Source organism: Rhodospirillales bacterium (assembly GCA_016699855.1).
Classification (GTDB): Bacteria; Pseudomonadota; Alphaproteobacteria; order Reyranellales; family Reyranellaceae.
In genome coordinates, this window is sequence record CP064988.1 from 3,133,712 (window position 1) to 3,148,359 (window position 14,648).

Annotated in this window: 15 protein-coding genes; 11 read left to right on the forward strand and 4 right to left on the reverse strand. The window is 72.9% G+C overall.

Features of this window, described 5'->3' with window-relative positions; all coding sequences use genetic code 11:
- Positions 1-15: 15 nt before the first annotated feature.
- The 4 genes from IPK81_14705 (at position 16) to IPK81_14720 (ending at position 4,450) form a co-directional block, all read left to right on the forward strand.
- Positions 16-666, forward strand: coding sequence for a hypothetical protein (locus IPK81_14705; protein QQS10875.1), 651 nt, complete (start codon positions 16-18; stop codon positions 664-666).
- Positions 667-758: 92 nt separating this feature from the next.
- Positions 759-1,970 (forward strand): CoA transferase, encoded by a 1,212-nt coding sequence (locus IPK81_14710; GenBank protein QQS10876.1) that lies wholly within the window; start codon positions 759-761, stop codon positions 1,968-1,970.
- Between the two features lie 36 nt (positions 1,971-2,006).
- Positions 2,007-3,233: a CoA transferase gene (locus IPK81_14715; GenBank protein QQS10877.1), complete on the forward strand. Its 1,227-nt coding sequence runs from the start codon at positions 2,007-2,009 to the stop codon at positions 3,231-3,233.
- 26 nt (positions 3,234-3,259) lie between these two features.
- Positions 3,260-4,450: a CoA transferase gene (locus IPK81_14720; protein ID QQS15122.1), complete on the forward strand. Its 1,191-nt coding sequence runs from the start codon at positions 3,260-3,262 to the stop codon at positions 4,448-4,450.
- 33 nt (positions 4,451-4,483) lie between these two features.
- Here the strand turns inward: IPK81_14720 and IPK81_14725 are convergent, their stop codons facing one another.
- A complete protein-coding gene (locus IPK81_14725) occupies positions 4,484-5,185 on the reverse strand; it encodes a glutathione S-transferase N-terminal domain-containing protein (GenBank protein QQS10878.1) in 702 nt (233 codons plus the stop codon).
- Positions 5,186-5,335: 150 nt separating this feature from the next.
- Here IPK81_14725 and IPK81_14730 point away from each other — a divergent pair, with 150 nt between their 5' ends.
- The 3 genes from IPK81_14730 (at position 5,336) to IPK81_14740 (ending at position 8,412) form a co-directional block, all read left to right on the forward strand.
- A complete protein-coding gene (locus IPK81_14730; protein ID QQS10879.1) occupies positions 5,336-5,683 on the forward strand; it encodes a helix-turn-helix transcriptional regulator in 348 nt (115 codons plus the stop codon).
- Positions 5,684-5,736: 53 nt separating this feature from the next.
- On the forward strand, positions 5,737-7,197 hold the full coding sequence (locus IPK81_14735; GenBank protein ID QQS15123.1) for an NAD(P)-binding domain-containing protein: 1,461 nt from the start codon (positions 5,737-5,739) through the stop codon (positions 7,195-7,197).
- A gap of 87 nt (positions 7,198-7,284) precedes the next feature.
- On the forward strand, positions 7,285-8,412 hold the full coding sequence (locus IPK81_14740; GenBank protein ID QQS10880.1) for an MFS transporter: 1,128 nt from the start codon (positions 7,285-7,287) through the stop codon (positions 8,410-8,412).
- A 15-nt stretch (positions 8,413-8,427) separates the two neighbouring features.
- Here the strand turns inward: IPK81_14740 and IPK81_14745 are convergent, their stop codons facing one another.
- The gene (locus tag IPK81_14745) at positions 8,428-8,817 is read right to left on the reverse strand and encodes a RidA family protein (GenBank protein QQS10881.1); all 390 of its coding nucleotides are present in this window, start codon (positions 8,815-8,817) and stop codon (positions 8,428-8,430) included.
- Positions 8,818-8,831: 14 nt separating this feature from the next.
- Positions 8,832-9,899, reverse strand: a complete 1,068-nt coding sequence (gene trpS, locus IPK81_14750; protein QQS10882.1) for a tryptophan--tRNA ligase — start codon at positions 9,897-9,899, stop codon at positions 8,832-8,834.
- 146 nt (positions 9,900-10,045) lie between these two features.
- Between trpS and IPK81_14755 the strand changes: the two genes are divergently transcribed.
- The 4 genes from IPK81_14755 (at position 10,046) to IPK81_14770 (ending at position 13,904) form a co-directional block, all read left to right on the forward strand.
- Complete coding sequence (locus IPK81_14755; protein QQS10883.1) at positions 10,046-11,062, forward strand: SPFH domain-containing protein; 1,017 nt, start codon at positions 10,046-10,048, stop codon at positions 11,060-11,062.
- Between the two features lie 5 nt (positions 11,063-11,067).
- Complete coding sequence (locus IPK81_14760; GenBank protein QQS10884.1) at positions 11,068-12,006, forward strand: sugar kinase; 939 nt, start codon at positions 11,068-11,070, stop codon at positions 12,004-12,006.
- Between the two features lie 133 nt (positions 12,007-12,139).
- Positions 12,140-12,637, forward strand: a complete 498-nt coding sequence (locus IPK81_14765) for a cupin domain-containing protein (protein ID QQS10885.1) — start codon at positions 12,140-12,142, stop codon at positions 12,635-12,637.
- Between the two features lie 82 nt (positions 12,638-12,719).
- The gene (locus IPK81_14770) at positions 12,720-13,904 is read left to right on the forward strand and encodes an MFS transporter (protein ID QQS10886.1); all 1,185 of its coding nucleotides are present in this window, start codon (positions 12,720-12,722) and stop codon (positions 13,902-13,904) included.
- On the opposite strand, the gene IPK81_14775 is transcribed toward IPK81_14770, so the two are convergent.
- Positions 13,851-14,504 carry a hypothetical protein gene (locus IPK81_14775; protein QQS10887.1) on the reverse strand — a complete coding sequence of 218 codons (654 nt, stop codon included), beginning with the start codon at positions 14,502-14,504 and terminating at the stop codon, positions 13,851-13,853. The genes IPK81_14770 and IPK81_14775 overlap by 54 nt on opposite strands.
- Positions 14,505-14,648: the final 144 nt, after the last annotated feature.

Here is a 14,648-nt window from a genome sequence, read left to right on the forward strand (position 1 = left end):
AGGTTCGACTTGCCCGTGTGGCAGACACTCTTCGCCGGTCTCAAGGATAGGAATTTCATGGTCGTGGCGGTCGCCGAGGAGACCCGCGGCGCCGAGCACGCGCGTCAGTGGATCGAGGCCGCGAAGCCGGACTACTGGTGCCTCGTCGACCCCGACCACCGCGTCGCGGACCTTTACGGCATGACCAACGTGCCGCAGGCGGTGTGGATCGACGAGACGGGCCGCGTCGTGCGGCCGGCGGAGACGGCGGGGTCGACCGACCATTTCCGCCGCATGGATCTTGCCACCAGGACGATGACGCCGGAGGACCAGGCCGCCCGCAGCGCGGCGCGCGAGGCCTATCTCGAGGCGGTGCGGCAGTGGGTTCTGACCGGCCGCCACGCGCTCGCCGCGCCGGCGGCGCGGGACCACCTGCCTCCGGTCACCGACGATATCGCGCGCGCGCACGCGCTGTTCCGGCTCGGCACCTGGCTGCGCCGGAACGGGCGTGCGGAGGAGGGCGACCGGCATCTGTCGGAGGCCAGCCGCCTGCACCCGGAATCGTGGAACATCTGGCGCCAGGCCGCCGATCTCGACGCCGTCGGCAAGGCGTCCGGTCCGGAGTTCTGGGCGAGGGTCAAGGCGCTGGGCGACAAGCCCTACTACCCGCCGCCCGATCTGGGGTGAGGCGCGCACGGCCGCGTTGCGCCGGTCAAGGTTGACCGTGGGGCGGCCGCTCCGCGATGCTCCCGGCCGAAACAAGAAGCGCCGGAGGAATCGTGGCCGACGAGGCACTGCCGCTCAGCGGAATGCGCGTGCTCGACATCAGCAGCTTCATCGCCGCCCCGGCGGCCGCCGCGGTGCTGGCCGACTGGGGCGCCGACGTGATCAAGGTCGAGGCGCCGGAGGGCGACCCCAACCGTCTGATGGTGCGCGATTCGCCGAGCTATCCGAAGAGCCCGGTCAATTACGCTTGGCACCTCGACAGCCGCAACAAACGCTCGATCTCGCTTGATCTCAAACAACCCGCCGCGCGCGCGGCGCTCGACCGGCTGATCGAGAGATCCGACATCCTGATCATCAACTTCCCGCCGCCGGTGCGCGACCGCCTGCGCCTGCGCTACGAGGATGTCAAAGCCGTCAACCCGCGCATGATCTACGCGTCGCTCACGGGCTACGGCGAAACCGGGCCCGACCGCGACCGGCCCGGTTTCGACGCGACGGCGTATTTCGCGCGCTCCGGCCTGTTCGACGCGCAGCGCTACGAGGGCGGTCCGCCGGGCACGGCGGTGCCGGCCCAGGGCGACCGGGCCACGGCCATGGGTCTGGTGTCGTCCATCCTGATGGCGGTCATCCACCGCATGAAGACGGGCGAGGGCAGCTGGGTCGGCACGTCGTTGCTCGGCAACGGCCTGTGGTCGTGCGGGATCGTGGCGCAGGCGGCGCTGGTCGGCGCGTTCCTCGCGCCGCGGCCGCCGCGCGACCGGCCGCGCAGCGCGCTGGGCAACCTCTACCGCACGAAGGACGACCGCTGGCTGCAGCTCACGATCGTGCGCGAGGAGAAGCTGTGGCCGCCGTTCTGCAAGGCGCTGGAGATGCCGGAGCTGGAGCACGATCCGCGCTTCGCCACGCGCGACGCCCGCCGCTCGCGGACGCCGGAACTCGCCGCGATGCTGTCGGAGGCGTTCGAGCGCCGCGATTACGCCTACTGGCGCGACACGCTGGCGGCGCACGACATCACCTTCGGCGTCATCAGCCGGCCGCAGGACATCCCCGACGACGAGCAGGCCGTCCACAGCGGCGCCATCGTGCCGGCCGACAATCCCGAGATGCCGCGCACGATCGCCAATCCGATGCGCCTTGATTTCGCGACGCCGCGCACCGCCGGACCGGGGCCGGCGCTGGGCCAGCACACCGACGAGCTGCTGCGCGAAGCCGGTCTCGCCGACGCCGACATCGCCGCGCTGCGCGCCAGCCGCGCGGTCATCTGACGCCATCCGGGCCGCGCGAGCCGCAAGGGAACGACCATGTCCGACGCCGCGCCGCCGACCGAGGACCTGCCGCTGGCCGGCCTGACCGTGCTCGACGTCAGCAGCTTCATCGCCGCGCCGGCCGCCGCCGTGGCGCTGGGCGATTTCGGCGCCGACGTCATCAAGGTCGAACCGCCGGGCGCCGGCGATCCGCACCGCGCGAGCTGGCTGAATCCCGGCTATCCGCGCGCGCCGGTCAACTTCACGTGGCAGCTCGACGCGCGCAACAAGCGGTCGGTGGCGCTCGACCTCAAGGCCCCGGCGGGCCGCGCCGCGCTCGACCGGTTGATCGCCAAGGCCGACGTGCTGATCACGAATTTTCCGCCGCGCGTGCGCGCGCGGCTGCGGCTGGACTGGGCCGACGTCGAGCCGGTCAATCCGCGGCTGATCCACTGCGCGCTGACCGGCTACGGCGAGTCCGGCCCCGACCGCGACCGGCCGGGCTTCGACGTCACCGCCTTCTTCGCGCGCTCCGGCATCCTCGACGCGCTGCGCTACGAGGACGCGCCGCCGGGCTTCTCGCTCCCGGCCCAGGGCGACCGCTGCACGGCGATGACGCTGGTGGCCGCCGTGATGATCGCGCTCTACCGCCGCGAGCGCACCGGGAAGGGCGGCGCGGTCGGCACCTCGCTCTACGCCAACGGCGTGTGGTCCAACGGCACCCTGGCGCAGGCCGCGCTGCTCGGCGCCATCCAGCCGCCGCGTCCGCCGCGTGAGAAGGCCCGGTCGGTGATGGTGCAGCAATACCGCGCCGGCGACGGCCGCTGGTTCCTGCTGGCGGCCAATCCCGAGGACAAGCACTGGAGCAATCTGTGCAAGGCGCTGGGCCGGCCCGAGTTCGAGACCGACCCGCGCTTCGCGGTCAGGGACGCGCGCCGCGCCAACACGGCCGCGCTGCTGGCCGCGTTCGAGGCGGTGTTCGCGACGCGGGACTGGCCGCATTGGGAGCGCGCGCTGGGCGCGGTGAACGTGCCGTGCGAGGTGATCGGCCGGGTCATCGACATCGTCGAGGACCCGCAGGCGCGTCACGCCGGCATCGTCGCGCCGACCACCAACCCCGAGATTCCGGCGACGGTGAACAACCCCGTCCGCCTGGGTTTCGCCGAGCCGCGACTCGCCGGCGCGCCGCCATCCGTCGGCCAGCACACCGACGAGATCCTGCGCTTCGCCGGCTACGACGACGACGAGATCGCGGCGCTGCGCCGCGACGGCGCCGCCGCGTGACCGCGCCCGCCGCCGGCGCCACGCCGCTGCTCGCCGGCCTGCGCGTCCTCGACATCGCCTCGTTCATCGCCGCGCCGGCGACCGCCACGGTGCTGGGCGATTTCGGCGCCGACGTCGTCAAGGTCGAGCCGCCGGACGGCGACCCGCACCGTTTGATGTCGACCGGCACCGGCATGCCGGTCAGCGACGTGAACTATTGCTGGGAGCTGGATTCGCGCAACAAGCGCTCGATCGCGCTCGACCTGAAGAATCCCGCCGGACGCGCCGCGCTCGACCGGTTGATCGCCAGCGCCGACGTGCTGATCACCAACTATCCGCCGCCGGCGCGCGAGCGCCTGCGGCTGCGCTACGCCGACGTGGCTCCGCTCAACGCTCGGCTGGTCTACGCCTCGCTCAGCGGCTACGGCGAGGAGGGACCGGACCGCGACCGGCCGGGCTACGACGTCACGACCTATTTCGCGCGCTCCGGCATCGTCGAGACGATGCGCCGCGCCGATCTGCCGCCGAGCCTGACGCTGCCGGCGCAGGGCGACCATCCCTCGGCCATGACCCTGTTCGGCGCCATCATGATGGCGCTGTACGCGCGCGAACGGTCCGGCGTCGGCGGCGAGGTCGCGACCAGCCTGCTGCACAACGGCGTGTGGTCCAACGGTCTACTGGCGCAGGCGGCGTTGCTCGGCGCCTACCCCGAGCCGCGCCGCGGCCGGGAATTCGCGCGCAACGCGCTGGCCAACGTCTACCAGGCGCGAGACGGCCGTTGGCTGTCGTTGGTGATCGTGCGCGAGGACAAGCTGTGGGGGCCGCTGTGCCGCGCGGTCGGCCTGCCGGCGCTGGAAGGCGATCCGCGCTTCGCGACCAAGGCCGCGCGCGCCGCCCATCCACGCGAGCTGATGGCCTTGCTCGACGCGGCCTTCGCGGCGCGCGATCTCGACGACTGGCGCCGCGCCCTGACCGCGGCGGACATCACTTTCGGCACTTTCGCGCGCCTGCAGGACCTGCCCGACGATCCGCAGCTCGCGGCCAGCGGCGTCGTGGTCGAGACCGGGCGCGCCGATCTGCCGCGCACCATCCCCAATCCGATCCGCGCCGCCATGGCGCCGCAGGTGCCGGCCGGCCCGGCGCCGGCGCTGGGCGCCGACACCGACGCCGTGCTGCGCGACGCCGGCTTCGACGCCGCCGAGATCGCTGAGCTGCGGCGCTGCGGCGCGGCGCGCTGAGCGCCGCGCCGCGCTGAGCGCCGCGCCGCCGCCTCAACGGACCACGGCCGCGGTCTGGCCGAACAGGATGCGGCGTTCCTCCTCGGTGCGGACCCCGCCGGCGTTGGGGTTGTACCTGGCCGTCAGCGCGTAGGCGCGCTGCGTCGCCGGCCGCGCCTTGATCGCCTCGAACCAGCGCTTGAGATGCGGGAAATCCCCGAGCTTCTGGCCTTGCCGCTCGTGTGGCACGATCCACGGATAGCTCGCCATGTCGGCGATGGAGTACTCGCCGGCGACGAACGGCCGGTCGGCGAGGCGCTTGTTGAGCACGCCATAGAGCCGGTTTGTCTCGTTGACGTAGCGGTCGATGGCGTAGGGGATCTTCTCCGGCGCGTAGGCGTTGAAATGGTGGTTCTGGCCGGCCATCGGCCCCAGCCCGCCCATCTGCCAGAACAACCACTGCAGGACATCGGCCCGGCCGTGGACGTCGGAGGGGATGAACCTGCCCAGCTTCTCGGCGAGGTACAGCAGCATCGCGCCCGATTCGAACAGCGACACCGGCGCGCCGCCGCCCTTGGGCTCGTGGTCGACCATCGCCGGGATGCGGTTGTTCGGCGCGACCCTCAGGAAGTCGGGCTGGAACTGCTCGCCTTTGCCGATGTTGACGGGGATCACCTTGTAGGGCGTCCCCGTCTCCTCGAGGAGCATCGTGACCTTGTGGCCGTTCGGCGTGGTCCAGTAGTAGAGGTCGATCATCGTCGTTCTCCAAGCGTGTCGGCGGCCGGGTCGCCGCGGCGCCAGCGACGGTAGCGCCGGCCCCCGGTCCCACAAAGCCATCGCATGTCCCGGTTGACATATCGATGCGAATCGATATATCGAGAATTATCGATGTATCGAGGATGATCGATGGACCATTCCGAAGCCGAGGCCGTCGACCTGGTGTTCCGGGCGCTGGCCGATCCAGTGCGCCGCCGGATCGTCGAGATCCTGCGCCGGCCGCCGGCGTCGTGCTGCGACACCGACGGCAGCGTGTGCGGCTGCGATCTGGAGGCGCCGCTCGACCTCTCGCAGGCGACCGTCAGCCACCACATGAAGTGCCTCGCGCTGGCCGGGCTGGTCAGCGGCGAGAAGCGCGGCCGCTGGGTCCATTGGAAGCTGCGGCCGGAACGCTTCCGCCTGGCCGGCGCCTGGCTCGCGGCGTTCGACGCGGCGCCGGCGCGCGCCAACCCGCCGCCGCGGCGTCGCGCGGCGTGACCACCGGCTCCGGCCGGATTCGAAGGACGATGGAGAACGACATGGATGGATCGATGGTGGTGGCCGATACGACGCTGCCGGTGGCGGTGATCGGCGCGGGACCCGTCGGACTGGCGATGGCGGCGCATCTGGTGGCGCGCGGTCAGCGGGTCGTGGTGCTGGAGGCGTCGGACGGCGTCGCCGCGCATATCGGCGACTTCGCCCATGTCCGGCTGTTCTCGCCGTGGCGCTACAACGTCGACGCCGCCGCCCGGGCGCTGCTGGAGCGCCGCGGCTGGACGATGCCCGACCCGGAGGCGCTACCCACGGGCGGCGACCTGCGCGACCGCTACCTGGCGCCGCTGGCCGCCACGCCGGAGATCGCCGCGGCCCTCCGGCTCGGCCATCGCGTGGTGTCGGTGTCGCGACACGCCATCGACAAGGTCAAGACCGCCGGACGCGACGCCGCGCCGTTCACGCTGCGCGTCGCGCGCGCCGATGGCGCCGGGATCGACATCCAGGCGCGGGCGGTGGTCGACGCCTCGGGCACGTGGAGCCACCCCAACCCGATGGGCGCCGGCGGCGTGCCCGCGCTCGGAGAGACTGCGGCCGCCGACCGCGTGCGCTACGGCATTCCCGACGTGCTGGGGCGTGAACGCGCGCGCTACGCCGGCCGTCGCGTCCTCGTGGTCGGCGCCGGTCATTCCGCCGCCAACGCGTTGCTCGACCTCGCCGCGCTGGCGCGCGAGGCGCCGGGAACCGAGATCGTGTGGGCGGTCCGCGCCGAGGGCGACCTGGCGCGGCTCTACGGTGGCGGCGACGCCGACGCGCTGGCCGCGCGCGGCGCGCTGGGCACGGGCTTGCGCGCGTTGGTCGAAAGCGGCGCGGTGACGCTCCGGACCGGCTTCCGCGTGGCCGAGTTGCGCCGCGCCTCGAACCGGGTCGACGTCGTCGGTGCGGACGGCGTCGTCATTCCGGGAGTAGACGAGATCGTCGTCGCGACCGGGCAGCGGCCGGACCTCGAGATCACCCGCGAGCTGCGCCTGCGCCTCGACCCGGCGCTGGAGTGCGTCGAGGCGCTGGGGCCGCTGATCGATCCCAACATCCACAGCTGCGGCACCGTGCGGCCGCACGGCGCGCGCCAGCTGGCGCATCCCGAGACGGGGTTCTTCACCGTCGGCGTGAAGAGCTACGGCCGCGCGCCGACCTTCCTGCTGGCTACCGGCTACGAACAGGCGCGCTCGGTTGCGGCGGCCCTGGCCGGCGACTGGATCGCGGCCGACCGCGTCGAACTCGACCTGCCGGCGACCGGCGTGTGCAGCTCTACGCCCGCGACGGGCGCTACGAGGCCTGCGGTCGGCACGCCGGTGGCGACGGGCTGTTGCGGTCCATCGGCGCCGGCGATCGCGCCCATGTCGGAAAGGGTCGCGGCGGCGGGCGCCTGCTGCGGTCCGGCCGCGGCGTCGATCAAACCGGCGGCGGCGCCGGCGCTGGCCATCGCCGGCTCGGGGTGCGGCGGCAAGGCGAGGGGCTGACGCCGCCCGTCCGCTTGTCGTCCCCGACGGCGGCCGCGCCCGGCGCGGATCGACAACCGCGCCCGCGTGGGCGAACATGACGGAACGATGACAGCCGCCTCCGCGCCACACCGCGCCCCGCCTGTCGGCGTCATCGCTCCGTCGCTGGTGCTGTCGATGGCGATGATGGGCGACACGCTGCTCTACGCCGTGCTGCCGCTCTACGCCGCCGAGTTCGGCGTCAGCCTGTTCGTGGTCGGGGTGTTGCTGTCGCTGAACCGCTGGGTGCGGCTGGTCGCCAACTCGGTGGTCGCGGCGTTCGGCGAGCGGGTCGGGCCGCGCCGGCTGATGATCGCGGCCGCCGCGACGGCGACGCTCTCGACGCTGGGCTACGTGGTCGCGCCGCGCGAGGAGTTCCTGATGGCGGCGCGCGTGCTGTGGGGCCTGTCCTTCGCGGCGCTCAACCTGTCGCTTCTGGCCTACGCCGTCAGCGACCGCGCCAACGCGGGCAAACGCCTCGGTGCGGGCCGCGCGGCGATCGGCCTGTTCCAGGGCGGCGCGCTGGTTGGCGGCGCGCTGCTGGTGGCGCCGCTGGGGCCGCGCGACGTCTTCCTCGTGATGGCCGCGTTCGGCGCCGCCGCCATGGTGGTGTCGTGGCGCCTGCCGACGCTGCGGATGGACGAGCCGAAGCGCGACGGATTCCGCCTGCCGCTGCCCGGCCGCCTCGAGATCTGGGGTTTCTCGCTCGGCGTCGTGGTCGACGGCATCTTCCTCGTGACGTTGTCGTTGCTGTTCAAGGACGCGCCGCTGCCCTTCGCGCCCGTGGTGGTGGCCGGCGCGCTGCTGGCGACGCGCTGGGCGATGGAGGTCGTGACCGCGCCGATCGGCGGCGCGCTCGCCGACCGCTACGGCGCGCGGCCGCTGGCGATCATCACCGGGATCGCGCTGGTCGGCGGACTGATCGCCATCGCGCTCGGCCACAGCCTGCCCGGCGCGGCGCTGGTCGTGGTCACGCGCGGCATCTACAACACGCTGCTGCCCGTGATGATCGCGGAACGCCCCAGCGGCGGCACCATGTCGAGCCAGGCCAGGTACTCGACGTGGCGCGATTTCGGCGCCGCCGTCGGACCGATGGTGGCCGGCGCCCTGTTCGCCGCCGTGCCGACCGGGACGCTCTACGGCGCCTGCGCGGCGTCGCTCGGCGTCGCGCTGTGGTGGTGCGTGGCGCGCCGCTGACCGGCGCCGCCGGCCTCAGGGCTCCTTGCGCGCCTGGAGCGCCACGCAGGCGAAGCCGACGCGCGCCTCGGTCGGCACGCCGAAGCGGACGGTGTGACGCGCGGGCAGGCCACCGGGGAAGTGCCGCACGTACTCCTCGTTGCAGGAATCGTAATCGGCCGGATCGGTGATCAGCATGGTCATCTGGACCACCGCCTCGAGCGAGGAGCCGGCCTCCGCGAGCACGCCGGCCACCACCGCCAGCGCGTTGCGCACCTCCTCCTGCGGCGTGGCCCCGCGATGCACGCCGTTGCCGGGGTCGTGCGGTGCCGTGCGGCCCGACACGAACACGAAGCCGTTGGCGATCGTCGCGCCGCTGAACGGCCGCTTCGACTCCACGCCGCGCTTGTCGACGAACCCGATCACGCCGGCCTCCCGCGTCACGGCTTGAGGAAACCGACGATGCGGTAGACCTCGTCGAGGATCGGCCGCGCCAGCGCATCGGCCTTGCCCGCGCCGGCGCGCAGCACGGAGTCGACGTGGCCGGGATCCTTCATCAGCCGCTGCATCTCCGCGCCGATCGGCCCCAGCTTGGCGACCGCGAGCTCGGTCAGCGCCGTCTTGAACGCCGAGAACTGCCGGCCGGCGAACTCCGCCAGCACCGCGTCGCGCTCGCGCCCGTCGAGCGCGGCGTAGATGCCCAGCAGGTTGTCGGCCTCCGGCCGCTTGTCGGCCTCGGCGGCGGTCTCCGGCATCGGCAGGGGATCGGTCTTGGCCTTGCGGATCTTCTGGGCGATGGCGTCGGAGTCGTCGGTCAGGTTGATGCGGCTGTAGTCCGACGGGTCGGACTTGCTCATCTTCTTGGTGCCGTCGCGCAGGCTCATGACGCGCGTGGCGGCGCCGAAGATCAGCGGCTCCGTGATCGGGAAGAAGCCGGGCGCGCCGAAATCGTTGTTGAACTTGATGGCGATGTCGCGCGTCAGCTCGAGGTGCTGCTTCTGGTCCTCGCCCACCGGCACGTGCGTGGCCTTGTAGGCGAGGATGTCGGCCGCCATCAGGTTCGGGTAGGCGTACAGCCCGGTCGAGACGTTCTCGCGATCCTTCCCGGCCTTCTCCTTGAACTGCGTCATGCGGTTCAGCCAGCCCAGCCGCGCGACGCAGTTGAACACCCAGGCGAGCTGGGCGTGCGCCGGCACCATCGACTGGTTGAAGACGATGTTGCGCGCGCCGTCGAGGCCGGCTGCCAGGAACGCGGCGGCGATCTCGCGCGTCTGGTTGGCGAGCTGCCTCGGATCCTGCGGCACGGTGATGGCGTGCAGGTCGACCACGCAGTAGATGCAGTCGTAGTCGTTCTGCAGGCTGACGAAGTTGCGGATGGCGCCGAGGTAGTTGCCGAGGTGCAGGTTGCCGGTGGGCTGGACGCCCGAGAAGATCCGGCCCTTCAATCCGCGCGCGGCGTAGGGCGCGATGTGCGGATTCTCGGCGGCGGGGGTGGCGGCGTCGGGCATGGATGTGGACTCCCGGAGACGGTCGAGGGGCGCGGGGTTTGGACCTCCGCGCGCCGCGCCGGTGGAGGGCGGCGGCGGGCCGGGTTATAGCAGAGCGGGCGTCCGCGCCAACCGTCCCGCTCCCCGCCTCGATCCCGGAGTGCCAGATGTTCGGAATCCGCTTCCTCAAGGCCGATCCCACGCAGCACGTGCTGCATTTCAAGGGCGGCAAGGTGGTGCGCGAGGGCGCCGGGCTGTCGTTCTACTACTACGCGCCGACCAGCGGCATCGCCCTGGTCCCGACCGCCAGCGCCGACGATCCGTTCATGTTCACCGAGACGACGTCGGACTTCCAGGAGGTCTCCGTCCAGGGCCAGGTGTCCTACCGCGTGGCCGATCCGCGGCGGCTGGCCGAGATGATGAACTTCTCGCTCGACGCGCGGGGCCAGTACGCCTCGGAGGATCCGCGCAAGCTCTCCCAGCGCGTGCTCGACCAGGTGCTCGTGCTGATGCGCACGCAGATCCAGGCGCTGCCGCTCAAGGAAGCGCTCGGCGCCGGCGACGGGCTGGGACGCCGCGTCGCCGAGACGCTGGCGGCCAGCCCGGTGGTCGCGGCGCTCGGTCTCGAGGTCCTCGGCCTGTCGGTGATCGCGGTGCGGCCGAAGCCGGAGACGGCGCGCGCGCTCGAGGCGGAGGCGCGCGAGGCGCTGCTGCGGCGCGCCGACGACGCCACGTACGCGCGCCGCAACGCCGCCGTCGAGCAGGAGCGCGTCATCAAGGAGAACGAGCTCAGCACCGAGATCGCCGTCGAGAACAAGCGCCGCCAGGTGCGCGAGGCGCAGATGGACGCCGAGCGCTCGGTGCGCGCCCGCCAGCAGCAGATCGAGCGCGAGGCGATGGAGGGACGCATCGCGCTGGAGGAGCGCAACAAGGCGCTGATGGCGCTGGCGAGCGAGAACGCCCGCGTCGACGCCGACGCCAAGGCCTACGGGCTGGCGGCGGCGATGAAGGCGTTCGCCGGCGTCGATCCGGCCACGGTGCAGGCGCTGGCCACGACCGGCATGCAGCCCGACCAGCTCATCGCGCTGGCCTTCCGCGGTCTGGCCGACAACGCCACGCGCATCGGCGAGCTCAACATCTCGCCCGACCTGCTGCGCGAGGTCATGAAGCGCGGCAAGGGCTGAGCGCCGTGCCTCCGCTGACCGAGCGGCGGCTGGTCGTCGTCACCCGGCCGACGCGGCTCGAGGAGCTGCTGGTCCGCCACAACACCCGAGGCCAGGCGAAGTTCCACGTCGAGAGCCGGGGCGGCGCCTTCGGCGACTACCTCGACGAGCACGACCGCTACCACGCGGCGCTGGTCCGCGCCGAGACGGCGCTGCGGGAGCTGGGACGGGTCCACCGGCTGGCGCGCGCCCACGTGCCCAGCTACCTGTTCGGTCCGGACGACGTGGTGGTCGCGGTCGGCCAGGACGGGCTGGTCGCCAACGTCCTGAAATACCTCGACGGGCAGGCGGTGCTCGGCGTCAATCCGGACCCTGCGCGCTGGGACGGCGTTCTGCTGCCGTTCACGGCCGCCGACGTCGCCGCCGCCGCGCGCGACCATCTCGCCGCGCGCCGGCCTCTGCGCGAGATCGCGATGGCGCGCGCGGCGCTCAACGACGGCCAGGAGCTGCACGCCGTCAACGACCTGTTCATCGGACCGCGCAGCCACACCTCGGCGCGCTACGTGCTGCGCGCGGCCGGCGGCGAGGAGCGCCAGTCCTCCAGCGGCGTGATCGTCTCGACCGGGCTGGGTTCGACCGGCTGGCTGCGCAGCCTCCACGCCCAATGGGCCGGCATGGGCGCGGCGCTCACCGGCGCGGCGGCCGGCGGGCCCGATGACTGCCGCTTCGCGTGGGAGGCGCGCGAGCTGCGCTTCTGCGTGCGCGAGCCGTTCCCCAGCCGCAGCTCCGGCGCCACGCTGGTCTACGGGCGCGTCGAGGAGTCGGGCCCGCTGCGCATCGAGTCGCTGATGCCGGAGAACGGCGTCATCTTCAGCGACGGCATCGAGGCCGACCATCTGGCGTTCAACAGCGGCGCCATCGCCACGATCGGCGTCGCCGCGCGCCGCGGACTGCTGGTGGTCTGACGCCGGCGGCGACGCGCCGCGTATCGAATCGACAGCGAACCGGCATTTCAGCCCGCGGCGCCGATCTCCGACGATGCGATCCACGGCCCGGATGATCCGGTCCGGGGACATCGACCTCGCTGGAGACCTCGCCATGACCAACACCACCGTCCATCCGCGCCGGGCGCGCGGCGCCTTCGCGTCGGCCGCCGGGATCGCCGTCGGCCTGTTCGCGCTCTCGGGCGCCGCCAACGCCGGGCAGTGCCCGGCCGACAAGCGCGGCGTCGACGTCACCAAGCCGGTCGCGCACGCCGCCAAGGGCGTCACCGACACGGTGCTGACGTCGATCGACCTCGCCAAGGAGACCAACGTGAAGGCCGACGGCCGCATGTTCCGCCTGCGCCGCCTCGTCGTGCAGCCCGGCGGCATCGTGCCTTGGCACAGCCATGGCGACCGTCCGGCGATCATTTACGTCGTCGAGGGCGAGATCGTGGAGTACGCCAGCAACTGCGCCGTCGGCATCCTGCACAAGGCGGGCGAGTCGACGCCGGAGCTGAAGGGCACCGCGCATTGGTGGCGCAACATGGGGGCCAAGCCCGCCGTGCTGCTGTCGGCCGATCTGCTCGCCGACCCGCACGACAAGCACATGTGAGCCGGACCGCGTCGCGCCGGACCGCCGGCCGCGACGCCGACGCTCCACCGGCGCCGCGCGCGTCCTTGAAACGGAGTCGAGCATGTCGACGGTCGCGGCCGCCTCCGCGCGCGGCGTCGCGCGCGCCTTCGTCATCGGCCTGACGGCGTTCCTGACCGTCGTCGATCTTTTCGCCACGCAGGCGCTGCTGCCGTCGCTGGCGCGCGTCTACGGCGTCTCGCCGGGCGCGATGGGCCTGGCCGTCAACGCCTGCACCCTGGGCATGGCCGTGGCCGGCCTCGGCGTCGCGCTGGCCGGCGCGCGGATCGACCGCCGCCGCGGCATCCTGGTCAGCCTGGTGGTCCTCGCGGTCCCCACCAGCCTGCTGTCGGTCGCGCCCGATATCGCCACCTTCGCGGCGCTGCGCGTCTGGCAGGGCCTGTGCATGGCCGCCGCTTTCACGCTCACGCTGTCCCATCTCGGCGAGCACGGCGACGCGCGCGACACGGCCGGCGCCTTCGCCGCCTACATCACCGGCAACGTCGCCAGCAACCTGTTCGGCCGGCTGTTCGCCGCGGGGCTGGCCGACCATTTCGGCCTGGCCGCGAACTTCCACGTGTTCGCCGCGCTCAACCTGCTGGGCGCGGTCCTCGTCCACTTCACGATCGACCGCGCGCCGCCGATGCCGCGGGGCGCCGCCAGCGGCGCCGCCGCGGGCGCGGCGTGGCTGGCGCATCTGCGGAATCCGGAACTGCGCGCCACCTTCGCGATCGGCTTCCTGATCCTGTTCGCGTTCATCGGCACGTTCACCTACGTCAACTTCACGCTCGTGCGCGCGCCGTTCGGCGTGTCGATGATGGGGCTCGGCTTCGTCTACCTCGTCTTCGCGCCGGCCATCGCCACCACGCCGGTCGCCGGACGCGCCGCCGCGCGCCTCGGCGCTCCGGCGGCGCTGGTCGCCGGCTTCGCCGCGGCCGGCGCCGGGCTGGCGCTGCTGCTGCTGCCGTGGCTGGCGGCGGCGCTCGCCGGCCTCGTGCTGGTCGGCATCGGCACGTTCTTCGCGCAGGCCGTCGCCACCGGCCATGTCGGGCGCGTCGCGACGGCGGACCGCGGCGCGGCCAGCGGCGTCTACCTCGCCAGCTACTTCCTCGGCGGCCTCGTCGGCAGCTTCGCGCTGGGCCGGGTGTTCGACGGCTATGGGTGGACCGCCTGCGTCGCGGCGATCGGCGCCGCGCTACTGCTTGCCGCTATCCTGTCGGCGCGCCTGCGGGGATCTCCCCCGACCTGATGTCGCCGCGCGCGCCGGCGCCCCGGACACGTCGAGGATCGCATCCATCGCCGCCACCAGCGCGTCGCGGTCGGCGAAGGCGCGCCAGGCGTCGGGCGTCTCGAAGGAACGCGCGTAGCCCGCTTGATCGGCCAGCACGGCGGCGAGATCGGGGAAGCGCGCGGCCTCGCCGTCGCGGCCGTCTTCGAGGGCGGCGCGGGCCTGGATGCGCCGCAGCGTCGCGGCCGGATCGGGCGCGATCCACAGCAGGTGGCGGGTCCACGCCCCCGGCCGCGCCAGCGCCGTCAGCACGTCCATCAGCGGCCCGTTGAACCAGTCCTGCGACAGGATCGCGCCTTCGACCACGAGGTCGCCATCCATCCCGGCCAGCTCCGGATGGCGCTCCCGCGCGCAGTGCGCCAACAGCTCCTCCAGCCGCATCGTCGCGGGATCCTCCGGCCAGGCCTGCCAGTTGAAGCGCTCCGCCTCGCGGATGAACGGGAACGCCAACGCCACGGCGGCCTGCTGGATGTCGTCGACATGGACGTGGAAGGCGCGGCCGGTCAGCGCCAGCGCGGCGGAGGTCTTGCCCGTGCCGGTGGCGCCGGCGATCAGGATCATGCGCCGCGCCGGCGCGGCGCGGGAGCGGGGCATGGCGGCGGGGCGGGATCGTCCTGTTTTCACGCGCGTGCGAGAATGCGGCTCGGGGCGCCGGACCGCAAGCCGGGGCCCCGATCCATCCACGACGCGCGGACGGCGCTGTGT

Excerpts from the sequence above, each read along its gene's own strand:
- IPK81_14740 (QQS10880.1), top strand. The coding sequence starts at position 7,285 with ATGACAGCCGCCTCCGCGCCACACCGCGCCCCGCCTGTCGGCGTCATC.
- trpS (QQS10882.1), bottom strand. The coding sequence starts at position 9,899 with ATGCCCGACGCCGCCACCCCCGCCGCCGAGAATCCGCACATCGCGCCC.
- IPK81_14730 (QQS10879.1), top strand. The coding sequence starts at position 5,336 with ATGGACCATTCCGAAGCCGAGGCCGTCGACCTGGTGTTCCGGGCGCTG.
- IPK81_14765 (QQS10885.1), top strand. The coding sequence starts at position 12,140 with ATGACCAACACCACCGTCCATCCGCGCCGGGCGCGCGGCGCCTTCGCG.
- IPK81_14715 (QQS10877.1), top strand. The coding sequence starts at position 2,007 with ATGTCCGACGCCGCGCCGCCGACCGAGGACCTGCCGCTGGCCGGCCTG.
- IPK81_14755 (QQS10883.1), top strand. The coding sequence starts at position 10,046 with ATGTTCGGAATCCGCTTCCTCAAGGCCGATCCCACGCAGCACGTGCTG.
- IPK81_14725 (QQS10878.1), bottom strand. The coding sequence starts at position 5,185 with ATGATCGACCTCTACTACTGGACCACGCCGAACGGCCACAAGGTCACG.
- IPK81_14775 (QQS10887.1), bottom strand. The coding sequence starts at position 14,504 with ATGATCCTGATCGCCGGCGCCACCGGCACGGGCAAGACCTCCGCCGCG.
- IPK81_14770 (QQS10886.1), top strand. The coding sequence starts at position 12,720 with ATGTCGACGGTCGCGGCCGCCTCCGCGCGCGGCGTCGCGCGCGCCTTC.
- IPK81_14735 (QQS15123.1), top strand. The coding sequence starts at position 5,737 with ATGGTGGTGGCCGATACGACGCTGCCGGTGGCGGTGATCGGCGCGGGA.